Below are 24,519 nucleotides of genomic sequence, written 5' to 3'. Positions count from 1 at the left end.
GCGCGCAGGCGGCGCGATCCGGCCGGATGCGCGCGGTGCGTGCGCAACCGGCCGGATCGCAGATCGCCCTCGGGGATCAGCTCCCGGCGCCGCCGAGCGCCGCGTCGACGACCTTCTTCGCGGCCTCCTGCACCTCGGCGAGATGCTCCTCGCCCTTGAAGGACTCGGCGTAGATCTTGTAGACGTCCTCCGTGCCCGAGGGGCGTGCGGCGAACCACGCGGACTTGGTCGTCACCTTCAGACCGCCGATGGCCTCGCCGTTGGGGGCGTCGGTCATCTTCTCCTCGATCGGCTCGCCCGCGAGCTCGGTCGCGGTGACCTGCTCGGGGGAGAGCGCCTTGAGCTTCGCCTTCTGCTCGCGGTTCGCGGGCGCGTCGACGCGGGCGTAGGCGCTCTCGCCGAACTGCGCGGTGAGCTCCTGGTGCAGCTGGCTCGGGGTCTTGCCGGTGACGGCGATGATCTCCGCGGCCAGGAGGCACAGGATGATGCCGTCCTTGTCGGTCGTCCACACGGATCCGTCGAAGCGCAGGAACGATGCGCCCGCGCTCTCCTCGCCGCCGAAGCCGACGGAGGAGTCGATGAGGCCCGGCACGAAGTACTTGAAGCCGACCGGCACCTCGTAGAGGTCGCGGCCGAGCGAGGCGGACACCTTGTCGATCAGGCTCGAGGAGACGACGGTCTTGCCGACCTTCGCGCCCTGGGGCCAGTTCGGGCGGTGCGAGAACAGGTACTGGATGGCGACGGCCAGGTAGTGGTTCGGGTTCATCAGCCCCCCGTCGGGCGTGACGATGCCGTGGCGATCCGAGTCCGTGTCGTTGCCGGTGGCGACGTCGTACTGATCGCGCGCCTCCAGCAGCGAGGCCATCGCCCAGGGGCTCGAGCAGTCCATGCGGATCTTGCCGTCGCGGTCCAGCGTCATGAAGGCGAACTGCGGATCCACGTTCGGGTTCACGACCGTGAGATCGAGATCGTGCATGTCGGCGATCATCGCCCAGTAGTCGACGGCCGCGCCGCCCATGGGATCGGCACCGATGCGCACGCCGGCCTTCCGGATCGCCTCGATGTCCACCACGTTCACGAGGTCCTCGACGTAGGTGCGCACGTAGTCGTAGCGGTCGGCGGCCTCCAGGGCCTCCTGGCGCGAGGCGCGCTTCACGCCGTCCATGCCGGCCGCGAGCAGCGCGTTGGCGCGCTTCGCGATCCAGGTGGTCGCGTCGCTGTCGGCCGGTCCGCCGTGCGGGGGGTTGTACTTGAAGCCGCCGTCGCGCGGGGGGTTGTGGCTGGGGGTGACGACGATGCCGTCGGCGGCGGTCGGATCGCCCTCGGCCTTGTCGCGGTTGTGCACGAGGATCGCGTGCGAGACCGCGGGGGTGGGCGTGTAGCCGTCGCGCGAGTCGATCAGCGCCGTGACGCCGTTCGCGGCGAGCACCTCGAGGGCGGTGTAGAACGCCGGCTCGGACAGCGCATGGGTGTCGCGGCCGATGAACAGCGGACCGCGGATGCCCTGATCGGCGCGGTACTCGACGATCGCCTGCGTCGTCGCGGCGATGTGGTCGTCGTTGAAGGCCGTGTCCAGCGCCGAGCCGCGATGGCCCGAGGTGCCGAAGGCGACCGCCTGATCGGGATTGCGAGGATCGGGATGGAGATCGTAGTAGGCGTCCAGCAGAGCCTGGACGTCGATGAGATCCTCCGGCTGCGCCGTCTGGCCTGCGCGGGGGTGCTGCGCCATGGGTGGTCATCTCCTCGGTAGGGGCTGATGGCGCCAGTCTACGGAGCGTGGCCCCGATCACGGCCAGGTTCCCCGCGAGTGAGACGGAGCAGCCCGCGGGGCGGGCCCGGGGGCTCAGCCGCGGCGACGCGAGCGGAGCAGCAGCACGGTCCCGACCACGGCGAGCGTCAGCCCGATCAGTCCCGCCATCAGCGCCAGCCCGAAGCAGATCGCGAAGGGGACCAGCAGGCTCATCGAGTCGATCGGGCCGACGTACACCGGGTCGTATCCGCTGGTCGCCGGGGGCCCGGAGGGGTCGATCGGGGTGCAGGTGATGGTCAGGGTGGTGTCGGTGTTGGCCGTCGCGCCGAGGGTCTGCACGTAGGCGCGGCCGTCGGGGAGCGTCACCTCGGCCTGGCGGGTCATCGTCTGCACCGACCCCGGTGCCACGCCGGTGGCGGAGCATCCCAGGTTCGCGGCGTCTTCGGCGGGGACGTAGATGATGACCGCCTCCAGCGAGTCCAGCGGCAGCTGCGCCTGGCCGCCGCTGATCGCGTGGGTCTCCTCGCCGAGGCCGTCGGCGAGGCCGGTGAGTCCCCAGATCAGCCCGCCGATCGCGAGCGCCGGTGCCACGAGCAGCAGGAGCGCGAGGCCGAGGATCAGCGGGAGGAGGCCGCGGCGGCGGGGCGGGCCGCCGACGGCCGCGTGGCTTCCGCCCCCGGACGGACCCGCAGGTGCCGCGGTGCCGAGGGGGGAGGGCGCGGCGCCCTGGTGGGGCGCACCGCCTGCGGAGGAGTCGAACGCGGAGGAGCCGAGGGCCGGAGAGCCGGGGATGGGACCGCCGGAGGCAGGTGCATCGTGGGAAGCGGTGCCCCCGCCGGGGGCCTGCGGCGCAGGTGCCCCGTCGGCCGGACCGGCTGCGGGCGGGGCGGCGACGGGACCGGGCAGGCCGTAGCTCGGGCGCGGTCGAGGTGCGGGGCTGTGCTCCGGGGTGGGCATGACTGCTCCTGTGTGCGTCGGCGGGTCCGGCAAGGATAGTCAGCGCGCCCGAGCCGCGTCCGAGAGCCCTGGGTCAGAGCAGGCGGTAGGCCAGGAGGGTGAGGATCGCGCTGATCGCGAAGCATGCGAGGGGCGTCGCGATCCAGACCGTCGCAATCCGCCCGTAGACCCCCCAGCGGATCTGGCGCGGCCCCAGGGCGAGCCCGGCACCGGCGATGCTCGACGTGAGGGTCTGCGAGCTCGACAGGGGCACGCCCAGGCCGATCGAGACCGTGCCCATGAGCGCCGCCGTGCCGGCCTCTGCTGCGAAGCCCTGGACGGTGGTCAGGTTCGTCAGGCGCCGCGAGAGCGTCGAGATGATGCGGCGCCCGCCCACGAGCGTGCCGAGACCGAGGGCGAAGGCGACCAGCAGGATCGCCCACGGCATCGGCCCGCCGCCCGGGTTCATCGCGATGCCCTCGTAGTGGGCGGCGATCACGATGAGCGCCATCGGCAGGTGCGAGTCGATGACCCCATGGCTGGTCGCGACGGCCCCCGCGGAGAGGGTCTGCACGCAGCGCATCGCGCCCGTGCCCATCCTGCCCGCGGCCGCGAGGCGGATCACCCCGCGCGCCAGGAGATGCGCGCAGAGCGCTCCCGCGAGCGGCCCGATGAGCAGGGCGAGCGCGAGGATGCCCAGGAGCCTGCCCCATTCCACCGGCTGGCCGAGGATGAGCGCGCCCCCCGCGGCCGCCCCGTACATCGCGTGCCAGGTCGAGGAGGGGGTGCCGGTGGCCCAGGTCGCCACATCCCAGAGGATCACGGTGAGGGCGCTGCCGATCAGCAGCGGAGCGAGCAGCGCGCTCCCGGTGAGCGCGGCGGGATCCAGGGCGCCGAACCCGAGCAGCGGCAGCGCCCAGGAGAGCGAGAAGGCGCCGATGCTCAGCCCGATCACTGCGCCGAGGGTGTTCAGGATCGCCGCGTAGGCGAGCGCGGAGGATTCGCGCATCGTGCGCGTGGCGATGGAGGTGGAGACCGCGTTGGAGGCGTCGTGCAGGCCGTTGACGTACGCGATCACCACCGCGAGGAGGGTGGCGATCAGCAGCAGGGCGGTCATCCTCAGGGGGCCTTGACCCGCAGCAGATCCGCCAGGCGGCCCGTCTGGTCCAGGTGGGCTGCGATCCGCTCCATCGACTCGATGAGGTCGCGGGCGCGCATCAGATCGGCCGCCGCCCCGCCCTTCTCGTACAGCTCGAGGGTGGCGCGCAGGGTGAGGCGATCCGCGTGGCGGCGCTGCCGGCGGATCTCCACGTAGTAGTTCTCGAGCTCCTTCACCTTCTGGAGCTTCCAGAGCGCCTCCACGATGATCTCGCTGGAGCGCTCGATGGCGCCGGCGACCTCGAGCAGGACGTCGGGAACGGTCCCCGCGCCCTGGGCCGAGGCCAGCTCGGCTGTGCGCTCCATGGCGTTGACGGCGTCGCTCACGGTCATCGCCAGATCGTGCAGGGCACCGGCCTCGAAGGGCGTGATGAGGGAGTCCGCCAGGCGGTTGGAGATGCGGTGGGTGAGCTCGAGGGACCGGGCGGCGTGGTCGTGCAGCCGGGGGAGCGCACGGGCGCGGTCGCGCAGGGGCTGACCGAGGATCTGCGAGAGCAGCTCTGCGCCGCCCAGGAGGTTCTGCGCGTGCTCGTTGAAGAGATCGTGGAGCGGCTGCTCGAACCGTCGGGAGAACAGTCGCACCAGGGATCCTCCTCCTTGCGGGGCGCGCCGGACCGGGTGCGCCTGACGGCGCGAAGGCCGCTCGAAGCGGCAATTTTTGGAGCCCGGGGCAACCGCGGCCCGACGCGCGAACCATGGTAGAACACACGGCGGACTCCAGGGAACCGGGAGGTGGCCGCGCGGTGCGAAAGAGGCGTCTCAGTCCGGCAGAGGCGTCTCAGTCCAGCGCGTGGTCCTCGGCCAGCCTCGCGGCGGCGAGCAGATCCTCGCCCGTGGACAGCAGCCGGCTCGCCTGCCGGGTGAGCGCGGCCTGCTCGGCGGCCGCCTCTCGCCGATCGGCGAGGTGGGCGGTGCCGTAGGCGCAGAGCACGGCGAGCGCCCCGGCCCTGCCGAGCGCGATCGGGAGGTCGCCGGTGAAGGCGCCGCGCAGGATCGTGTCCATGGCAGCCTTCGCCTGCTCCACGTCGGGGGGATCCGCGATCCCGGCGAGGTAGCGCAGTCCGGGCACGGTGCCGGCGCCCTCGCGGTAGCGCCGCACGACCTCGTCCCCGCTGCGCTGCACCCAGGTGTGCAGCAGGTACAGCCGCCACAGCGCGCCCGGCAGAGTGAGGGCGGGGGCGGAGGACCAGAGCTGCGCCAGATCCTCGAGCCCCTCGGTCTCCACCAGGCGCAGCACGCGCTGCACCACGCGCTCGTCGGATGCGCGGTAGACGCCGTCCAGCAGGGCCCGCGCGCTCGAGTGCGCCAGCGCCGTCGCCTCCTGCGGATCCGGGGCGCCGGGGATCTCGTCGGCCCGCGCCGGAGAGAGGGACGCGGGGCGGCGGAACTGCGGGGAGGACGGGCGCGGCATCGTCTCAGCCTAGGCTGTCGCCATGGAAGCCCTGATGATGACCCTCGGATCCGGCTGGGTGAGCGGAGTCCGCCCCTACTTCATGCTGTTCCTGCTGGGACTGAGCGGGCGTCTGTTCGACATCGAGCAGATCCCCACGGTGCTGCAGCGCACCGACGTGCTCGTGATCGCCGGCATCCTGCTGGTCGTCGACTTCGCCGCCGACAAGATCGCCTTCCTCGACTCCTTCTGGGATGCGGTCCACACGTTCGTGCGCCCCCTCGCGGGCGGCGCGATCGGCTATCTGCTGGGCGGAGAGACCGACACCACCACGGCGATCGTCATGGCCGTGCTGGGCATGATGACCTCGCTGGGCGCGCATGCCACGAAGAGCGCCGCCCGCGCGGTCGTGAACGTCTCGCCCGAGCCCGTCTCCAACGTGATCGTCTCGGGCGCCGAGGACGTCGCCGCCGTCGTCGTCGGCGGCCTCGCGATCGTGCTGCCGGCCGTGGCCGGGGTGCTCGCGCTGATCCTGCTGGTGATCGGCGGCTTCCTCATCTACCGGGCGATCCGCCTGGTGCGGCGGATGCGCGCCCGCAGGGCCGCCCGCGGGGGAGACGGCTCGCACGCGGTGATCAGCGGCGAGCTGCGCTGACCCCGTCGTTCCAGAGGCCCTCGATCAGGGCCTGCAGGTCCTGGGGCTTCGTCGGCGAGACGCTCAGGGTGCCCTCCTCGGTCATCGGCAGGTGGCCGACGTGCCAGGAGCCGTCGTCCTCGACGTGGAGCATCATCGGCACCGCAGTGGCGAGGTCGCGGGCGTCGGTGCAGCGCAGGGAGACGGTGCGCCCGGGCCCCTGGCCGAGGAACGCCGCGGCGATGTCGGCGACGTTCCGGCCGACGGTCCCCGGGGCGCCGAGGGAGACGATGCGGAAGGACTCGAGCTCGTCCTGCGTGAGCATGAGGACGGCTTCGTTCGCCTTCACGACGAACGCGCCGCGCATGGCATCGCCCTGCGCGAGGGCGATGCCGAGCCAGCGGTCGGCCGCGCTGAGCACCGTGGCGATGACCTGGGCCTCTTCGCCGAGCACCCACTCGCTGCCGTCGTGGTGGATGCGGCCGCGTGCGCGCAGGCCCGCCATCACGGCCTCCCGCACGAACTCCTCGGCCTCCTCGGGCACGCCGAGGATCCCGATCTGCTCGCGCGAGGCGCGGCTGCCGTCGTTCTCCCGCAGGGAGAGCATGAAATCCAGCTCGTAGGTCGAGTAGAGCGCGGGCTCATCGACGGGTGCGGAGTTCGACGCGGTCATGGGGCGCTCCTGGTGTGACGGCGGGCGGGCCGGTGCTGTTCGGGCGGATGCCGACGGTTCGGGCATGAGCATGCCAGAGGTCGCTGTGACGCGGCGCTCCCGCCCGAGTGCGGCTCAGAGCAGGCCGCGCCGCTCGAGCAGCCAGCGCACGTCGCGCTCCTGGCCGCGGAAGGCGCGGTACGCCTTGAGCAGGTCCCGCGAGCCGCCGATGCCGAGCACGCCGTCGCGGAACTCCTGGCCGACCTCGCGCAGCGGGCGGCCCGCGCCGAGCTGCTCCTCGAACCAGGCCACGGAGTCCGCGTCGAAGACCTCCGCCCAGAGGTAGGAGTAGTAGCCCGCCTCGTAGCCGCCGGCGAACGTGTGCTGGAAGTAGCCGGTGCGGTAGCGCGGGGCGACCAGGGGGTGGGCGAGACCGGCGTCCTCCAGCTGCTGCTCCTCGAAGGCGTGCGGATCCTCGACCGCGCTGCCGGCGCCGAGGCGGTGCCAGCGCCAGTCGAGCACGGCCGCGGCCAGGTACTCGGCCGTGCGGAACCCCTCGTTCCACAGGGCGGCTGCGCGGACCTTCTCCAGCAGCTCCGCGGGAACCGGCTCGCCGGTCGTCACATGGCGCGCGTAGACATCCACGAACCCGGGGCGCAGCGCCCACATCTCGTTGACCTGGCTGGGGAACTCGACGACGTCCCGCGGGACGCTCGTGCCCGAGACGGAGACGTGCTCGACGTCGCTCAGCAGGGCATGCAGCGCGTGGCCGAACTCGTGGAACATCGTGGTCACCTCGTCGAGGCTGACGAAGGCGGGCTCCCCAGGGGCGGGGCGGGAGACGTTCATGGTGTTCATGACGACGGGGCGCGTGCCCTCGCGCCGGGACTGGTCGACCAGGGTGTTCATCCAGGCCCCGCCGCGCTTGGTGTCGCGCGTGAAGTAGTCGCCGATGAACAGGCCGACGCCTTCGCCATGCTCGTCGCTCACCTCCCAGATCCGCGCGAGCGGGTGCGGGGGCACGAGGTCCGTGCGCTCGGTGAAGCGCAGCCCGTAGAGCGCGCCGGCAGCGCGGAACACGCCGTCCTCGAGCACGCGATCGAGCACGAAGTACGGCTGCAGGGCCGACTGGTCCACCGCGAAGTCCTCGGACTGCACGCGCTCGGCGTAGAACGGCCAGTCCCACGGGGCGAGGTCCGTGATGCCGTCCTTCGCGGCGACGGCGGCGATGCGCTGGGCCTCGCGCTCGACGTTGCGCATGGCGGGCGCGGCCGCCTGCGCGAACAGCTCCTCGACGGCCTCCGGAGTGCGGGCGGTGCGGTCGGCGACAGCGAGCGAGGCGAAGTCGGCGAAGCCGAGCAGCTGCGCCTTCTCCGCGCGGAGCTGCGCGATCCGTGCGGCCAGATCCCAGGTGCCCTCCCCGCGCTCGTGGGAGGCGCGCCAGAGCCGCTCGCGCAGCCCGCGGTCCTCGAGCACGCTCAGCAGCGGCTGGATCGTGGGCAGGATCAGGGCGATCAGCCAGCCCTCGAGGCCGGCGTCCTCGGCAGCGGTGCGCGCGGCCGAGAGCTGGGCGGCGTCGAGCCCCTTCAGCCGCTCGCCCTCGCCCGGGCCGACGTGCACGGCCGCGGCCTTCATGTCGGCGGTGACCGTCTGCGAGAACTCGGTCTGCAGGCGGGAGATCTCCCCGTTCAGGGCCGAGAGCCGCTCGCGCTGCGCAGGATCCAGGAGGGCGCCGCGCAGGGTGAAGCGCAGGTGGGTGCGCTCGAGGATCTGGCGCTGCTCCTCGTCGAGATCCAGGGCATCGGCCCGCTGGGCGAGAGCGTCCACGCGCGCGAACAGCTGCGGGTCGAGCCAAGTCGCATCCTCCAGCGCCGTCAGCTCCGGCATGATCTCCGACTCGATCGCGTGCAGCTCCTCGGTGCCGTCGGCCGCGACGAGATGGAAGAAGACGGCAGCGGCGCGCTCGAGAAGAGGCGAGGGGAGCTCGAGCGGCGCGAGGACGTTCTCGAACGTCGGCGGCGCGGTCTCGGCGCTGATCGCAGCGAGCGCGGCCCGGTGCTCCGCGATCCCGGCGCGCAGGGCGGGGAGGAAGTGCTCGGTGCGGATCGCCCCGAAGTCGGGCAGCCCGTAGGGGAGGTCAGAGGGCTCGGCCAGGGGGCCTGCCTGCGCGCGGAGGTCGGCGAGGGCGGCGGTGTCGTCTGCGGTGACGTCAGGTGAGGGGGTCATTCCTCGACCCTAGCGGGAGGTGCCGACGATCGGGGCGGGTCGGTCGGACGGGAGCGGCACCGCGGGCGGGGCGCACGCGTGAACAGTCGGTGAATCCGCGGCGCAGCCCTGTCCGGGATGACCGGGATGCCCCATCCTGACTGCATGATGCGCGCCTCGGCCCCTCGTCCGGCACTCCCGCTCCCCGTACTCGACGAGCCGGCGGAGATCCTCGCGCGCCCCGCGCTGCGGGCGGCGGCGCTGCTGATGTGCGCGGGCCTGCTCGGAGGCTGCGGCACGGGCAGCGGCACCGCCGATCCCGCCCCGTCCGGCTCGAGCGCTCCGGCCTCCGCTCCGGCCGCGAGCGGCACACCCTCGGACGGGGGCGGCAGCGCGCCGGCGGAGCCCGCCGCGCCTGCCGTCGCCGGATTCGCTCCCGGGGAGATCCCGCCCGTGCCGCTGTTCACCCTTCCCGACGTCTCCCTCATGAACTCGCGGAACTCCGCGGCGGTCGTCGACATCGCCGCCGAGCTCCCGCCCATCGAGGGGATCACGGTCGCGCCCGCCTCCTGCGATGCCTCCGGGGTGGTGCGCGCAGGCGGCGGCTCGACCATCCTCTACGGCGATGGCAGCGCTGTCACCAGCAACGATGATGGCGCGGTGGTGAACTACGGCGACGGCTCGGGGACGATCGTGCGCGACGGGGTCGCGGTCGTGGACCACGGGGACGGCTCGGGCACCTACACCGGCAACGGCGTCCAGATCACCACCTACGGCGACGGATCCGGCACCTACAGCGACGGCACCCTCTCGGTGGTGCTCCACGGAGACGGCAGCGGCACCTGGACCAAGGGCGGGACCGCGATCGTCAACCACGGCGACGGCTCCGCGACCTACACCTCCGGGGGCGTCTCGATTGTGAACTACGGGGACGGCTCCGGCAGCTACGCCGATGGCACCGTGTCGATCCAGAACTACGGCGACGGGACGGCTCTCGTCGACGGGGTCACGATCCAGGCCGCTCCGCTCCCGGCGACCCCGCCCGTCGGCACCTTCCCCGCCATGGCCGCGCTCGCCCCGCAGACCTCCTGCGGAGTGATGGTGACGCTCGAGGACTCCGTGCTGTTCGACTTCGGCTCCGCTGAGCTGCGGCCCGCCTCGCAGGACACCCTCGCGGCGCTCGCGACCGCCCTCGGACAGCTGCAGGCGCCGCGCGCGATCGTCACCGGGCACACGGACTCCATCAGCTCCGACGAGTTCAACCAGGACCTCTCCGAGCGCCGCGCCGCGGCGGTCGTCTCCGCCCTCATGGCGGCGGGCGTCACGACGCCCCTGGAGGCGGTCGGGAAGGGCGAGAGCGAGCCCGTCGCGCCGAACGAGAACCCGGACGGCACGGACAACCCCGCGGGGCGCCAGCTCAACCGCCGCGTGGAGATCTTCATCCCGAACGCCTGACCCCGCCCGCGCCGCTACCCTGCGGGTATGGAGCGACGCGCGCAGCCCGAGGGGCCCCGGCAGCCCGAGCGGCACGGGATCCCTTCGGCGACCGCGGAGCGGCCGTCGGCCCCGCAGTGGCCCGCGACCCTGCCTGATTCGGCCCGCACGGTGTTCCGCGCCCTCCTGCGCGAAGGGGCCGCCTCGCGCCGCGATCTCGCGCAGTCCCTCGGCCTCTCGATGCCGACGCTCACGCGCACCACCCGCGGTCTGCTGGACGCAGGGCTCCTGCGCGAGCTGCCCCCGGTGCCCCAGCCCGCAGGCAGGCCCGTCGAGCCGCTCGACGTCGAGGTCGAGGGCGGGCCGCGATTCATCGGTGTGAAGATCACCCGCGAGCGCATCTACGCCGCGCTCACCACGGTGCGCGCGGAGGTGCGCGAGGAGCTCGAGGACGGGCTCGAGACCGCCGGGACCACCGCGACCGACGGGGCCGACGGGGCTGAGGCGGACGTCGGAGCGAGCCCCGAGGCGGTCGCCGATCGGATCGCCGCTCTCGTCGGCGCGCTGCGCGCGGCGCACCCGGGGGTCGCCGGCATCGGCGTCAGCACTGCGGCCCGGGTCAGCGGGCGCCGTCGGCTCGAGGCGTCTGCGCTTCTCGGCTGGCCCGCGCGCGTCCCGCTCGCGGAGATGCTCGAGGAGAGGACCGCGCTCCCGGTGAGCCTGGAGAACGACCTGTTCTCGCTCGCGCAGAGCCGGATCTGGCACAGCGGCCCCCGCAGCTCCTTCGCCCTGATCACCGTCGGCGAAGGCGCGGGCATCGCGCTCGTGCACGAGGGCGTGCTGGTGCGCGGCGCCCACCATGCCGCTGGGCTGACGGGGGCGTTCCCCCTCGCGGGCCCGCACCGTACGGTCGCCGAGGCGACCGCATCGGCGGCGGTCCTCGAGCGGGCGCGCGCTGCTGAGGCGGTGCCGGCGGGAGCGACCTCAGGGGAGGCGATGCAGGCGCTGCGGGAGGCGGCCCGGCGGGGAGATCCTGGGGCCGAGGGGGTCATCGCGCAGATGCGCAGCGCCGTCGCGCAGGTGGCGGCCGGAGTGGTCGCCATCGCGGACCCGGCCTCGATCCTGCTCGCGGGCGAGACCGCGGATCTGCTGCTGGCCCGGCCCGGAGCGCTCGCAGCGGAGATCCGCGCCGCCCTGCCCGCGCTCCAGCAGGATCTGGAGATCCGCGAGCTGGGGCGCGGGTTCGACGACTGGGCGCACGGGGCCGCGATCATCGCCATCCAGCACTTCGTGGACGGCGAGGCGGAGACGGCCGGCTGAGGGTGGCGCGAGCGGCGCGCGACGGCCGATCAGTCGATCGCGCGCACCTCGAGGAGCACGGCGGTCTCCGGATCTATCAGCGGCAGGGCGATACCGGCGAGGCTGAGCACGGCGCCGCTCATCTCGACGCCGCCCGTGAGCGCGGCCGGCTCCGTATGCGGGGCGGCGACGCGATCGCTCGCGGCGGTGTGGTCCTCGCGCGCCCACGCGGGCCAGACCAGCCCCGTCGGCCGCTCCCCGAGCACGCGCGGCGTGAGCCGGTAGCGGCGCGCCGGATCCAGCCCCGGCAGCCGGAGCCGGCCGTGCGGGGCGACGCCCACGCGCTGCACGCAGGCCAGTTCGTAGAGCGCCGCATCCTGCTCCGGAGCGACCACGCCGGTCAGCCAGATCGGATCGTCCTCCCCGCCGCTGCGGTGCAGGGCGCCGGTGAAGATCAGCTCGCGCCTCTGCTTGTAGTACTCCACCCAGGCACGCAGCTCCGCGAGCTCCGTCTCCGTGGCCTGCGCGAGATCCCACTCGATCCCGAGGTGGCCGAACAGGGCGCTCGCCGCGCGGAAGCCGAGGGTGTGCAGGCGGCCCGTGGTGTGCGAGCGGCCCGAGGCGATGTGGCTGCCCATCAGCTCGAAGGGCAGGAGCTGGCTGGTCCAGCGGTTCATCTGCTGGCGCTCGAGCGGGTCGATGCAGTCCGAGACCCACACGCGGTCGGTGTGCTCGAGCACGCCGAGGTCGACGCGGGCCCCGCCGCTCGCGCAGGCCTCGATCTCCAGGCCCGGGTGCGCCTGCTTCAGCTCCTCCATCAGGCGGTACGCGGCGAGAGTCTGCTCGTGGGTCGCAGCGGCGCCGGTGGCGCGGGTCGCCGCCTCGATGAGGTCGCGGTTCTGGTCCCACTTGATGTAGGCGATGTCGTTCGCATCCAGGACGGCCATCATCTGGTCGCGCACGTGCGCGTAGGCCTCCGGGATCGACAGGTTCAGCACCTGCTGGTGGCGCGACTCGACAGGCAGCGCGGCGAGGCTCGGCCCCATGACCCACTCGGGGTGCTCGCGGGCGACGTCGGAATCCATGTTCACCATCTCGGGCTCGAACCAGAGCCCGAACTGCATTCCGAGGCCCGTGACGTGCTCGATGAGCGGCGTCAGGCCCTCGGGCCAGACGTCGGCCGAGACCACCCAGTCGCCGAGGCCCGCGTAGTCGTCGCGCCGCCCGCCGAACCAGCCGTCGTCCAGCACGAAGCGCTCCACGCCGAGCTCCGCAGCGCGATCGGCGAGATCGGTGAGACGGTCGAGGTCGTGGTCGAAGTACACGGCCTCCCACACGTTCAGGGTGACCGGTCGCGCGGTGTCCACGTGGCCCTCACGGGCGCGCAGCAGCGAGTGGAAGGAGCGGGCGATCGGATCCAGGCCCGCAGGGGAGTAGGCGCCGTAGAGCCAGGGGCTCTCGACGCTCTCGCCGCGGGCGAGGCGCACCTCCCCGGGCTGCAGGAGCTCCCCGCCGCCGATCACCTGGAAGCCGCTGCTGACGCGCTCGGCGTAGTGGCGGTGGTTGCCGGAGAACGCGGTGTGCACGGCCCAGATCTCGCCGTGCTCGAAGTCGAAGCCCGGGGTGCCCAGGTGCAGCAGGTGCGCGGAGTCCGGGCCGGTGCGCCCGCGACGGTTCTCCCGCAGGTGCACTCCGACGCCCATCCGGCTGCGCTGCGGAGTGCGCTCCTTGGTCCAGCGGCCCGCGAAATCGAGGATCTCCTCCGCGCGCAGCGGCACCGGCAGGGCGGGAGTGAGATCGGTGAGGGCGTACGCCAGGGCGGCGGTGTTGGTGACCGCGGCCCGGGTGCGCAGGATCCCGCTGGCCAGGAGCTCGAGGGTCAGCTCGACCTCGAGCCCGGCCTCCTCGGCGAACAGGGAGAACACCGCGGTCCCGGCCCCGGACTGGAGGAGCTGCGGGGCTGCGGGTGCTGCGGCACCTGCCGGCGCGGCGCCCGCCTGCGCGGCGCTCGGCTCCGCCGAGCCGGCGCCGTCGGCCGTGCTCGCCTCGCGGGTCTCCCCGGTGGAGGCGTCCGTGAGGCGCACCGAGGTCGTGACCAGACGCGGGGCCCAGCCGGAGCCGTCGGGCCGGGAGCCCGCGAGCCCGGGGCGACCCAGCCAGCCGTCGCTGAGCTGCGGGAGGAGGCCGACGCGCAGCGGCACGTCGGGCGCGTTCTGGGGGATCGGGCTCGCCGCGATCTCCGTGAGCTGTGCGGCGTCCTGCGCCGAGAGCTCGCCGAGGTCGGCGCCCCAGTGCGTGACCAGCGGGATCCGGCCCTCGCTGACGTCGAGCACGACCGAGACGCCGCCCGCGCGCAGGTGCACCTGCGCGGTCAGCGGGCCGCGCGCGAGGTTCGAGACGGGGGAGGGGTAGGCGTCGCGAGAGGTCACGGAAGCTCCTGGGGCAGATGTCGGCGATGGCGGCTGCGGAACAGCTTTCGTGACGAAACTAAATGGGGTGCGGGCCGGTGTCAAGGGGCGGGGCGGAGGGCGGCGCGGCCCGATGCCCCCTAGGGCGTGTTGCTAAAGGTCCGATCGCAGTGATCGGTCACGCTTGAGGCATGTCGCGTGACGTGGTCTCCGATGATGCATGGGCTGAGATCGAGCCGCTCTTCCCGCGAGCGAAGCCGAGAGGGCGTCCGCCGGCGGATCGTCGGGTCGTGGTGGAGGCGGTGGCGTGGCGGTTCCGGACAGGGGCTCCGTGGCGGGACCTGCCGGAACGGTTCGGCAACTGGAACACGATCTACAAGAACTTCAACCGGTGGTCCGAGCAGGGGGTGTGGGCGCGGGTGTTGGAGAAGACGCAATCCCTCGCACGCGAGTCCGGGGATCTGGACTGGGTCGCGTCGATCGATTCGACGATCGTGCGCGTACAGCAGCACGGTGCGACACTTCCGCGCACCACAGGGGGATCAGTCGAACTACAAAAAGTTCGGTGAGGAACCGCCCGACCACGCAATCGGCCGATCCCGCGGTGGGCTGACGACGAAGAATCACCTGGTCTGCGACGGGAAGGGCCGAGCCCTCGCGTTCATCCTCACTCCCGGGCAGGCTGCGGACACCAGCATGCTGAGCGCGACGCTGAGCGAGATCCGCGTCCCAGGCGCGAGGGGCAGGCCACGGTCAAGGCCGGACCGGGTGCTCGCGGATAAGGGCTACCCGTCCAAGGCGAACCGGGCGTGGCTGCGTCAGCGCGGGATCGCGGCGACAATACCCGAGCGCGACGATCAGATCGCTCGCCGCCGCAAGCGCCGCGGGCGACCGATCGACTTCGGCGAGCAGCAACGGGACCGCTACCGTGATCGCAACGTCGTCGAGAGATGCTTCAACAAACTCAAGCAGTGGCGCGGAATCGCGATGCGCTCAGACAAGACCGCCCGCAACTACCACGCCGGACTCTGCCTCGCCGCGACGCTCCACTGGATCTGCACTGGCAGGGGGTCGCACCCTAGGATCGGCAAATGACCAACGACATCGAGATCGAGCTCTGCTGCTTTCTATGGGCGCACGAAGGCGAGGCCCTCAGCCTTTCTGCCTATGAGGACCGGGTGCTCGCCCTTGTTCCCGCCCATGGTGGAGAGGTCATCCGCCGCGCTGTGAGCGATGGATCGAATGGTCGACCGCACGAGGTCCAGCTCTACCGCTTCCCGAATCAGACCGCGCTTGACGCGTACCTCGCCGATCCCGCACGCCTGGCCCTCGCAAACGACCGAGACCAGGCCATCGCCCGAACCGAACTGTTCCCCGTGTCGCTTCGCTGACCGGCCGCGCTGTCCCTGCCACTCCATCGCCAACTCGGATATAGCAACACGCCCTAGACCCCCGCCCCGCCGTGCCTCACCCGGCCCGCCCGCCCCGCGAGGCCCACCGACAGCGAGACCGACGCCCTGTTCCAGAAAGTGGAACAGGGCGTCGGTCTCGCGGTGCTGGCCTCGAAGGGTGAGCCCCGCCGCGGCGGGGCGGCCCGATCAGGCCTCGGGGATCTCCAAGGCCTTCAGCGCCTCGGTGAAGCACAGCAGCGGCGCGACGGTCAGGCCCGCGCCGATCTGGCCGATGCCCGGCTCCTTGTGGGCGATGCCGGTGGTGATCACGGGCTCGACGCCCGAGTCGACGACCTTGCGGATGTCGACGCCCACCGGGGATCCCTTGAAGTTCAGGGTCGGGATCTGGTACTCGCGGTGACGGCCGTGGGTGATGGTCGCCATCTCCTCGGTCGTGCGGATCGCGGAGTCCACGGTGCCGCCCACGAAGCCGACGATCGCCGGCGCCGCGGCGAGGGCGAAGCCGCCCAGGCCGTAGGTCTCGGTGATCGCGCTGTCGCCGATGTCGGGGTTGGCGTCCTCCGGGCCGTAGCCGGGGAAGTACAGCCCCTCGACCTCGGCCGCGGGGGAGGTGAACCACTGGTCGCCCAGGCCGCTCACCCGGATGCCGACGTTCACGCCGTTGCGGGAGAACGTGGTCATCAGGGTCGAGTGCTTCACGTTGTGGCCGGCGTGCGTGCCGAGCTTGCTCGCGACCATGGAGAAGTTCAGGAACCAGTAGTTGTTGGTGCGCAGGAAGTCCAGCGCCTCGATGCCGCCGAGATCGGCGTTGCGGGCGAGCCCGGGAGCGAGCTCGCGCGTGGTCATCGTGGAGGCGGCCTGGTTGCGGCTGTGCACCTCATCGCCCATCTGGAGGGCCTGCGCGGTGATCGAGCGCAGGTCGATGGGCTCCTCGGCCTCGCGGATCGCCGCGCCGAGGGACGGGCCCAGGCGCTCGCTGATCCAGTGCAGGCGCTTCATGACGTCCTCGCCGAGGGCGCCGTATCGCAGCGCGCGGCCCGCTCCCTCGTTGAGGTTCGTGAAGGCGGTGTTCCCGTTGACCGGGTCCTCGACGACCATGACGGGCATCGAGGGGGAGATGATGCCGCCCATGGGACCGACGGCCATGTGGTCGTGGGTCTGGTGCAGCGAGATCTTGCCCTCGCGCGCCTGGCGGGTGGCGTCCTCCTCGTCCTGCGCCCAGCCCTCGAGCAGCGCGGCGCCGATGACGCCGGCCTTCATGGGGCCGGCCATGTCGTCGAACGCGATGGGCGGGCCGGCGTGCAGGAGGGCCTTGCCCTCGCTGAGCACGTCGATCGCCTCGCGTGCGGGCACGACGTCCTTGAGGATGGCGCGCGCCGAGAGCATCTTCTCGAATGCCTCGTCATTCGCCTTCTGGATGATGGGGTTCGCGGTGAGCGCGGCGAGCTTCATGCCGAGCTCGTCGTCGCCGCCGGCCGGCGGGCGCCACTGCAGGTTGGTGACGGTGGCCCCTGCCTGCGCGGGCGGGGCCCCGAAGGACTCCACGCCGATGTTCACGATGTCCAGCGGCTCGGCGAGCATCCCGCCGAAGGCGGACGCTGCGCTCTGGTCTGTGTCAGTTGCGGTGTTCATCTGTTCGCTCCACTCTCTCACTTCAGGCTCTCGGCGACGAGGCGGGCGGCGGAGGTGCTGGACCCCACCACCAGGGCGCCGGCGTCGCGGAGCTTCTGCTTCTGGGCGGCGAGGCCCTGCGGATCCTGGTCGGTGCCCGTCACGAAGGCGACGACCAGCGGGGCGTCGTCCTGCGAGGTGATCTCCTGGATGGTCGCGGCGAGCGATCCGGCGGGATCCTCGTCGGCCATGAAGCCGAGCACGACGTCGAGCAGGATGATCGCGGTGCTCGGGTCCTTGCCCGCGGTCTCGAGCATGTCGATGCGCACGGTCGGGTCGATCATCGGGTGCGCGCGGCCGACGGTGAACGCGTCGTCGCCGAGGTCCACCACGAGGTGGCCGTCCGGCAGGACGGGGCCGTGGTCGTTGGTGCGCGGCTTCGCCTCGTGGGAGATCTCGCCGAGCTCGGGCTCAAGCAGCAGGCCGATCTCGTAGGCGAAGGTGCCGCCGGCGAGCAGAGCGCGCAGGTGCTTCCGATCGCCGCGGCGGGCCGCGGGGATCTCGTCGTCGGGCAGGGGCTCCGGGGCGGTGCCCGTGGCGAGCTCGACGAGCTTCGCCGCGGCGCCGGCCAGGGTCGGCTCGATGGTGACGCCCTCGGGAGCCGTGCTCGGATCGGCGCCGAGGAACGCGGCGACGACCGGGCGCCCGGTGGCGGCGGCGTGCTCGAGCACAGTCTTCGCGACGGCCGGGTCCGGCGGCTTCGAGATGAGGCCGATGACCTTCGTGGAGCCGTCGGAGGCGAGCGCGTCGATCGCATCGAGCATCGAGATCGCGCCGACCTCCTTGGAGAGGTCGCGGCCGCCGACGCCCACGTGCACGTCAACGAGCCCGGCCGCACCGAGTGGGAGGGCTTCGAGACCGTCACCAAGGCGGCCGCGGCCGGCGGCGTCACCACCATCATCGACATGCCGCTGAACTCGATCCCCTCGACCGTCACGGTCCCGGCGCTCGAGCTGAAGCGCCGCTACGCGCAGCGCAACGCGTTCGTGGACATCGGCTTCTGGGGCGGCGCGGTCCCCGGCAACCGCGGCGATCTCGCTCCGCTGTGGGGCGAGGGCGTCTTCGGCTTCAAGTGCTTCCTGGCCCCCTCAGGCGTGGACGAATTCCCGCCGCTCACCCCGCAGGAGCTCGGCGAGGACCTCGAGGAGCTCGCCGCGCTCGACGCGACGATGATCGTGCACGCGGAGGACGAGGGTGCGCTCGAGAACGCCCCCGGCGACGTCGGCCGCGAGTACTCCAGCTACCTCGCCTCCCGCCCCCGCGGCGCCGAGAACCTCGCGATCGCCGAGGTCATCGAGCAGTCCCGCCGCACCGGCGCGCGCACCCACGTGCTGCACGTGTCCTCCTCCGACGCCCTGCGGATGCTGAAGAGCGCCCAGGCCGACGGCGTGGACATCACCGCCGAGACCTGCCCGCACTACCTCACGCTCGTCGCGGAGGACATCCCCGACGGCGCGACCGCCTTCAAGTGCGCCCCGCCGATCCGCGAGGGCGCCAACCAGGACATCCTGTGGGAGGGCCTGCTGAACGGCACCCTGCACGACGTCGTCTCCGACCACTCGCCCTCCACCATCGAGCTGAAGGACCTCGAGGGCGGCGACTTCGGCAAGGCCAGGGGCGGCGTCTCCTCGGTGCAGCTGGGCCTCGCGCTGGTGTGGAGCGAGGCGCGCCGCCGCGGCGTGGGCCTGGAGCGCGTGATCGGCTGGATGTCCTCCGGCCCCGCCGCGCGCGTGGGACTGCGCCACAAGGGCCGCCTCGAGGTGGGCTTCGACGCCGACCTCGCCGTGTTCGCCCCCGAGGAGACCTTCACGGTCGACGTCGAGGAGCTGCACCACCGCAACCGCGTGAGCCCCTACCAGGGCAAGCAGCTCACCGGAAAGGTGCGCCGCACGTTCGTGCGCGGCGCCCAGGTCGACTTCGAGACCCCCGCCGGGAAGCTCCTGCGCCGCGGCGAGGCCTGATCAGGCACTAGCCGGGGCAAGCGGGGCCCGATCGGGCCCCGCCTACCCCCTCCGGCCGCAACACGCGCGAGATCGCCTTTCTGTGCCACTTTCTGGCACAGAAAGGCGATCTCGCGCTGAGCCGGGGGCGGCTGCGGCACGCGAGACCGCCAGGCGTCAGCGGCTGCGGCGGGGAAGGACCCCGCCAGCCGGCCGCGGCAGGCGTCAGGCCTTCGGCGCCCCCGAGCGGGGCACGAGCACGAGCACCGAGAGCACCATCGCCACGGCGATCACGCCGAGCAGCCCGGCGCCCAGCATCGCGCCGAAGCGCTCGGGGTCGGTGCCCTCGAGCCAGCCCGTCGGCGCCCATCCGGCGATCGAGGCGGGGGCGCTCTCGCGGCCCAGGGCGCTGAGCGCGGTCGCGGCGCTCACGCCGATGGCCTGGCCGAGGGTCGAGCCCATCTTGAGGATCCCGGACGCCGCGCCCACCCCGTCGCGCGGGACGGAAGTGATCGTCGCGTCGATCGCGGGGGTCGCGAACAGTCCCTGACCGAGGCCGAACAGTGCGAGCCCCAGCGCTGTCACGGGGGCGTAGGCGGGCAGCGGCAGGAACGTGCAGGCGGCGAGCAGCAGGCCGACCATCCCCGAGAGCGTGCCCCAGAGCATCGGGCGCTTCGGCCCCAGGCGCTGCAGGAGCTTCTCGCCGATGCGGATCGCCGCGATGACGCACACGAGGTGGCCGATGGTCAGCAGCCCCGCCTGCAGGGGAGACCAGCCCGCGGCCGCCTGCATCAGCCCGAGGGACACGATGATGATCGCGGCCGTCGAGTTCATGGGGAAGTTCGCGACCACGGGACCGGTGAACCGGAGGTTCGAGAACATGCGCAGGTCGATGAACGCGTCGGCCCCGCGGCGCAGCGAGAGCGCGACGAACGCGGCGAAGGCGAGGGCGGTGAGGGCCAGCAGGCCGAGGCCCGCGGCGCTCGTCCACCCCAGGGTGCGGCCCTGGGAGATGTAGACGTTCAGCCCCACGAGCGCGACGAAGAAGACGGCCAGTCCCGCCCAGTCGAAGCGGCGCCGGGCCGCGGTGCTCGGCTCGGGGCGGATCCACGGCGTGCGGCGCGTCCACCAGTAGGCGAGGAGCGAGGCCGCGATCGAGATGAGGAAGATGGTGCGCCACCCCAGCGCGCCGGCGATCAGCCCGCCCGCGAGCGACGCGACGCCGAGGCCGCCGAAGGTGCCCAGCGAGAACATCGAGACCGCCCGCTGGCGCTCCGGTCCCTCGAAGAACGTCGAGATCAGCGAGAGGGCCGACGGCATGATGCACGCGGTCGACAGGCCCAGCACCGCGCGCCCGCCGAGGAAGAGCGCGGCCGTCAGCGCCCCCTGGTGGGCGGGCGTGAGCACCAGGAGCAGGGCACCCAGGATGCTCAGGGCGATGCCGACGCGGAACACGACGGTCTGGCCGATGCGGTCGCCGATCCCGCCGGCGACCACCACGAAGATGCCGGCGAACAGCGCGGTCAGCGAGACGGCCAGGTCGCCCACGGCCGCGCTCATGCCGAGGCTCTCGCGGATCGTCGGGATCACGTTCAGCAGCGACTGCGCGAACAGCCAGAAGGTCAGGACCGCGAGGACGACGCCCAGCAGCCAGGTCCCGCCGGGGCGGAACGCGTGAACCGGGGGAGCAGCGGCGGCGGCAGCCCTGGCGGCGGCGGGCTCGGTGGGATCGGGCTCGGAGGAGTCGGGTGCAGGGGGAGCGGTCCGGGCAGGCGCGGGATCCTCGGGGATCGGCTGGGCGGGCGGCTGAGGATCGGGCACGGGATCTCCTGCAGTGGGGGCGACGCAGCTCAGCGGTTCCCCGCCCTCCGATGGGATGGTGCGCTTCCAGGGTATCCGCGCACGTGGGGCCGACGGGCGGGCGCACCGGACCGTCCGTCGGCCGCGCGGATAGGCTGGGCCGCACTCTGCTCACCCTCTAGGAGAAGTCGATGATCCTGAACCAGTCCTCCAAGCTGCACGGCGTGTCCTACGAGGTCCGCGGACCGATCCCCGCCGAGGCTGCACGCATGGAGGCCGCTGGGCACAAGATCATCAAGCTGAACATCGGCAATCCCGCTCCCTTCGGCTTCGAGGCGCCCGACGAGATCCTCGTGGACATGATCCGCCAGCTCCCCGGCGCGCAGGGCTACACCGACTCCCTCGGCATCCCCGCCGCCCGCCGCGCGGTCGCGCAGTACTACCAGACCAAGGGCATGCCGGGAATGCAGCTCGAGGACATCTACCTCGGCAACGGCGTCAGCGAGCTGATCCAGATGACCTGCCAGGGGCTCGTGGACGACGGCGACGAGGTGCTCGTCCCCTCGCCCGACTATCCGCTGTGGACCGCCTCGATCACCCTCGCCGGGGGCACCCCGGTCCACTACCGGTGCGATGAGGAGCAGCACTGGTGGCCCGACGTCTCGGACATCGCCGACAAGGTCACCGAGCGCACCAAGGCGATCGTCGTCATCAACCCGAACAACCCCACCGGCGCGGTGTATCCGAAGCACGTGCTCGAGGGGATCATCGAGGTGGCGCGCAAGCACGGCCTGCTGATCCTGGCCGACGAGATCTACGACAAGATCCTCTACGACGACGCCGTCCACACCCACATCGCCCAGCTCGCTCCGGATCTACTCACCATCACGTACAACGGGCTGTCCAAGGCGTACCGGGTGGCGGGTTTCCGCGCCGGCTGGATGGCACTGTACGGACCGAAGGACGGCGCCGAGAGCTTCATCGAGGGGCTCACGACGCTCGCCAGCATGCGCCTGTGCGCGAATGCGCCCGCCCAGCACGTGATCGCGACGGCCCTCGGCGGCTACCAGTCGATCAACGAGCTGCTGCTCCCGAACGGCCGCCTGCTGGAGCAGCGCGATGCCGCCTACGAGGGGCTCTCCTCGATCCCCGGGATCAGCGTGGAGAAGGCCCAGGGAGCGCTCTACATGTTCCCCAGGATCGACACGCAGATGTATCGGATCGACTCCGACGAGCAGTTCGCGCTGGACCTGCTGCGCTCGAAGAAGCTCCTGGTCACGCAGGGCACGGGGTTCAACTATCCGACGCCCGACCACTTCCGGCTCGTGACCCTGCCCCCCGTGGACGTCATCGAGGATGCGGTGGACCGCATCGCCGACCACCTGGCGAGCATCCGCCGCTGAGGCGGGGCGCCGCGAGGCGCCGTCGGCCCGCGGAGCGTCGGCTCGGGGGCCGCAAGGGCTTGGGCCCGGGGGCCGGACGCGCGGGGCCGCGGAGGCAAGGCGAATGGGGACGCCGCGGGGCCGCGGAGGCTTCGGCCCGCTGAGGTACCGTTCGCGCGCCGGAAGGATACGCCAGCGGGCCGAAGCGGCTCGGGAGCGGGAGCGGCGGCGTGCGGCTCGGGCGGGAGAGGCGGCTCGGGGCGGGTGCGCCTCTCGGACCGCCGACGCTCCAGCTCCTGGGCTGCGGCCCGCCTGAGCTGCGGCTCAGGCGCCGTCGCTAGCCTGGACGCATCGACCCCCGTCGCTCCGGCGACCGCGAGAGGAGCATCAGCATGGCCGAGAAGACCGTCCCCGAGAACGCCGGCCCTGAGAACGCCGCCCACGCAGGCGAGGAGATCCTCGCCCCCGCCGCGGAGCGCGCCCGCGCCATGGGCACCGATGAGAACGGCGATCCGTCGTTCCCCGCCCAGAACCAGGAGCCGCCCGGGCTCACCGCCCCGATGACCCCGGTGCCGGACCACGGCGAGGAGAGCTACGTCGGCCACGGCCGCCTGGAAGGGCTCGTCGCGCTCATCACCGGCGGCGACTCCGGCATCGGCCGCGCCGTCGCGATCGCCTATGCGCGCGAGGGCGCCGACGTAGCCATCTCCTACCTCCCCGAGGAGCAGGAGGACGCCGAGGAGACCCGGCGCTGGATCGAGAAGTCGGGCCGTCGCGCTCTGCTGCTGCCCGGCGACATCCGCGAGGAGGAGCTCGCCCGCTCGCTCGTGACCGAGACTGTGGAGAAGCTCGGCGGGCTCGACATCCTCGTCAACAACGCCGCGTTCCAGTGGGGCCGCAACGAGCCCCAGGGCATCGAGGGGATCGACTCCGATCGCCTGCGCCGCACGTTCACCACGAACCTCGAAGCCCTGTTCTGGATCACCCAGGAGGCGGTCCCGCACCTGCGCCCCGGCTCCTCGATCATCAACTCCACCTCGATCCAGTCCTACGATCCTTCGGTGCCGCTGATGGACTACGCAGCCACGAAGGCCGCGATCAATAACATCACCGTGAACCTCGCCCAGGACCTCGGCGGGAAGGGCATCCGCGTGAACGCGGTCGCGCCCGGCCCGATCTGGACCCCGCTGAACGTCGCCACGCGCGTGGCCGACGACTACGTGGAGTTCGGCGGCAACACCCCGCTCGGCCGCGCAGGCCAGCCGTCCGAGTGCGCCGGGGCCTACGTGTTCCTCGCGAGCCCGGCGGAGGCGTCCTACGTCTCCGGCACCGTGCTCGGCGTGACGGGCGGCCGTCCGGTCTTCTGAGACCGGCGGGAGGGTGAGCGCTCTCGCGCACCGTCGCCGATGCCGCCTGTCAGCGGCGATACCGCAAGCATGAGAAGACCCGCCCAGGTACCTTTCGTTTCGCGGAAAGGTACCTGGGCGGGTCTTCTCATCGGTCGCGGCGCTCAGCGGCGAGGTCACCAGGTGCGCAGGGTGACTTCCAGGGCCTCGGGCTCCCGGCCGATGAGCTCCTTGAGGTCCGAGGACGTTCGCGCGAGGCTGCCAGCGCGGGTGCCCTGGCTGAAGGAGGCCACGAAGGCGGCGGCGTCGGCCGGCAGTCCGAAGCCCTCGAGCTGCTTCGCTTCCTCCTCGACGGTGATCTCGCGGTACTCGACGTCGGAGCCGAGCACGCCCGCAGCGATCTCAGCGAATTCGGCGAAGCTCCACGCGGTGGTGCCGGAGAGCTCGTAGGTCTTCCCGATGTGGCGGGGATCGGTGAGCACGACGGCGGCGGCTTCCGCGTAGTCGGCCCGGGGTGCGCTCGCGATGCGACCGTCACCAGCGCTGTTGGCGATGATGCCGGCGGCCTTCGCGGCGGCGAAGTCACCCTGGTGGTTCTCGGTGTACCAGTTGTTGCGCAGGATCGTCGCTGGCAGGCCGGAGGCGGCGATGAGCTGCTCGGTCTCGCGATGCTCGGGAGCGAGGACGTGCGAGCTGGTGTCCGCCTCTGCGATCGAGGTGTACACGAGCTGGTCGACGCCCTCGGTTGCGGCTGCGTCGATGACCGCCCGGTGCTGGGGGACGCGCTTGCCGGGCTCGCTCGCCGAGATCAGCAGCACGCGGTCCGAGCCTGCGACCGCCGCGCGCACCGATGACGGATCGTCGAGATCGGCGCGAGCGGTCTGGAAGCCCTCGGCTGCGAGAGCGGCGAGGCGCTCCTCGTTGCGGCCGACGGCGCGGATCTGGTCGGCGGGGACGCCGTGCTCGCGCAGGGCGGGGAGCACGAGGGTGCCGAGCTGTCCGGTCGCGCCGAAGACGGTGATGGTCATGTGGTCCTCCTGGGCCTTCGGGACCCGAGTGACGGGCCGCTATATGAATATTCAACTACAGGCAGGCTGGGAGT

19 protein-coding genes and 1 pseudogene are annotated in these 24,519 nt (G+C 72.2%); 8 read left to right on the top strand and 12 right to left on the bottom strand.

The genetic code is table 11. The features are described 5' to 3' along the window. Positions 1-76 precede the first annotated feature (76 nt). From pgm to Bequi_RS06645, 5 genes are all read right to left on the bottom strand, one after another. Positions 77-1,729 carry a phosphoglucomutase (alpha-D-glucose-1,6-bisphosphate-dependent) gene (gene pgm / locus Bequi_RS06665; protein WP_249737166.1) on the bottom strand — a complete coding sequence of 551 codons (1,653 nt, stop codon included), beginning with the start codon at positions 1,727-1,729 and terminating at the stop codon, positions 77-79. Between the two features lie 114 nt (positions 1,730-1,843). Continuing rightward, on the bottom strand, positions 1,844-2,707 hold the full coding sequence (locus Bequi_RS06660) for a hypothetical protein (protein ID WP_249737165.1): 864 nt from the start codon (positions 2,705-2,707) through the stop codon (positions 1,844-1,846). A 73-nt stretch (positions 2,708-2,780) separates the two neighbouring features. Next, positions 2,781-3,803: an inorganic phosphate transporter gene (locus Bequi_RS06655; protein ID WP_249737164.1), complete on the bottom strand. Its 1,023-nt coding sequence runs from the start codon at positions 3,801-3,803 to the stop codon at positions 2,781-2,783. Between the two features lie 2 nt (positions 3,804-3,805). Continuing rightward, positions 3,806-4,426, bottom strand: a complete 621-nt coding sequence (locus tag Bequi_RS06650) for a DUF47 domain-containing protein (protein WP_249737163.1) — start codon at positions 4,424-4,426, stop codon at positions 3,806-3,808. 196 nt (positions 4,427-4,622) lie between these two features. Beyond that, positions 4,623-5,255, bottom strand: coding sequence for a hypothetical protein (locus Bequi_RS06645; RefSeq protein WP_249737162.1), 633 nt, complete (start codon positions 5,253-5,255; stop codon positions 4,623-4,625). 22 nt (positions 5,256-5,277) lie between these two features. Here Bequi_RS06645 and Bequi_RS06640 point away from each other — a divergent pair, with 22 nt between their 5' ends. Beyond that, entirely contained in the window at positions 5,278-5,889 is a 612-nt protein-coding gene (locus Bequi_RS06640) for a DUF4126 domain-containing protein (RefSeq protein WP_249737161.1), read from the top strand. Here the strand turns inward: Bequi_RS06640 and Bequi_RS06635 are convergent. Further along, positions 5,870-6,541: a hypothetical protein gene (locus tag Bequi_RS06635; protein WP_249737160.1), complete on the bottom strand. Its 672-nt coding sequence runs from the start codon at positions 6,539-6,541 to the stop codon at positions 5,870-5,872. The two genes, Bequi_RS06640 and Bequi_RS06635, sit on opposite strands and share 20 nt — an antisense overlap. A 114-nt stretch (positions 6,542-6,655) precedes the next feature. Continuing rightward, positions 6,656-8,746: a M3 family metallopeptidase gene (locus Bequi_RS06630; protein WP_249737159.1), complete on the bottom strand. Its 2,091-nt coding sequence runs from the start codon at positions 8,744-8,746 to the stop codon at positions 6,656-6,658. Positions 8,747-8,872: 126 nt separating this feature from the next. Between Bequi_RS06630 and Bequi_RS06625 the strand changes: the two genes are divergently transcribed. Then, positions 8,873-10,180 (top strand): OmpA family protein, encoded by a 1,308-nt coding sequence (locus Bequi_RS06625; RefSeq protein ID WP_249737158.1) that lies wholly within the window; start codon positions 8,873-8,875, stop codon positions 10,178-10,180. Between the two features lie 27 nt (positions 10,181-10,207). After that, entirely contained in the window at positions 10,208-11,479 is a 1,272-nt protein-coding gene (locus tag Bequi_RS06620; RefSeq protein ID WP_249737157.1) for an ROK family transcriptional regulator, read from the top strand. A 29-nt stretch (positions 11,480-11,508) separates the two neighbouring features. Here Bequi_RS06620 and Bequi_RS06615 read toward each other — a convergent pair whose 3' ends face one another. After that, on the bottom strand, positions 11,509-13,887 hold the full coding sequence (locus Bequi_RS06615; protein ID WP_249737156.1) for an alpha-galactosidase: 2,379 nt from the start codon (positions 13,885-13,887) through the stop codon (positions 11,509-11,511). 170 nt (positions 13,888-14,057) lie between these two features. Here Bequi_RS06615 and Bequi_RS06610 point away from each other — a divergent pair. Both Bequi_RS06610 and Bequi_RS06605 read left to right on the top strand, forming a co-directional pair. Continuing rightward, positions 14,058-14,961 (top strand): annotated as a pseudogene (locus tag Bequi_RS06610) (IS5 family transposase). Further along, on the top strand, positions 14,958-15,257 hold the full coding sequence (locus Bequi_RS06605) for a DUF1330 domain-containing protein (RefSeq protein WP_084451238.1): 300 nt from the start codon (positions 14,958-14,960) through the stop codon (positions 15,255-15,257). The pseudogene Bequi_RS06610 and the gene Bequi_RS06605 overlap by 4 nt, the downstream one beginning before the upstream one ends. A gap of 207 nt (positions 15,258-15,464) precedes the next feature. Here Bequi_RS06605 and Bequi_RS06600 read toward each other — a convergent pair whose 3' ends face one another. Beyond that, positions 15,465-16,910 (bottom strand): YlbE family protein, encoded by a 1,446-nt coding sequence (locus tag Bequi_RS06600; protein ID WP_249737155.1) that lies wholly within the window; start codon positions 16,908-16,910, stop codon positions 15,465-15,467. 17 nt (positions 16,911-16,927) lie between these two features. Next, on the bottom strand, positions 16,928-17,713 hold the full coding sequence (locus tag Bequi_RS06595; RefSeq protein ID WP_249737154.1) for an AllF/FdrA family protein: 786 nt from the start codon (positions 17,711-17,713) through the stop codon (positions 16,928-16,930). Between Bequi_RS06595 and allB the strand changes: the two genes are divergently transcribed. Beyond that, positions 17,609-18,910: an allantoinase AllB gene (gene allB / locus Bequi_RS06590; protein ID WP_430623097.1), complete on the top strand. Its 1,302-nt coding sequence runs from the start codon at positions 17,609-17,611 to the stop codon at positions 18,908-18,910. The two genes, Bequi_RS06595 and allB, sit on opposite strands and share 105 nt — an antisense overlap. Before the next feature lie 204 nt (positions 18,911-19,114). Here allB and Bequi_RS06585 read toward each other — a convergent pair whose 3' ends face one another. Beyond that, positions 19,115-20,710: an MFS transporter gene (locus Bequi_RS06585; RefSeq protein ID WP_249737153.1), complete on the bottom strand. Its 1,596-nt coding sequence runs from the start codon at positions 20,708-20,710 to the stop codon at positions 19,115-19,117. Between the two features lie 170 nt (positions 20,711-20,880). On the opposite strand from Bequi_RS06585, the gene Bequi_RS06580 reads away from it, so the two are divergent. Next, entirely contained in the window at positions 20,881-22,092 is a 1,212-nt protein-coding gene (locus Bequi_RS06580) for a pyridoxal phosphate-dependent aminotransferase (protein WP_249737152.1), read from the top strand. A gap of 467 nt (positions 22,093-22,559) precedes the next feature. Continuing rightward, on the top strand, positions 22,560-23,438 hold the full coding sequence (locus tag Bequi_RS06575; RefSeq protein WP_249737403.1) for an SDR family oxidoreductase: 879 nt from the start codon (positions 22,560-22,562) through the stop codon (positions 23,436-23,438). Between the two features lie 155 nt (positions 23,439-23,593). Here the strand turns inward: Bequi_RS06575 and Bequi_RS06570 are convergent, their stop codons facing one another. After that, entirely contained in the window at positions 23,594-24,445 is an 852-nt protein-coding gene (locus tag Bequi_RS06570; protein ID WP_249737151.1) for an SDR family oxidoreductase, read from the bottom strand. Positions 24,446-24,519: the final 74 nt, after the last annotated feature.

Origin of the sequence: Brachybacterium equifaecis, from assembly GCF_023509525.1 — a bacterium.
In the GTDB taxonomy this organism is placed as follows: Bacteria; Actinomycetota; Actinomycetes; order Actinomycetales; family Dermabacteraceae; genus Brachybacterium; species Brachybacterium equifaecis.
The sequence above is the reverse complement of the archived record's forward strand: the minus strand, read 5'-3'. Positions and strand labels throughout refer to the sequence as shown.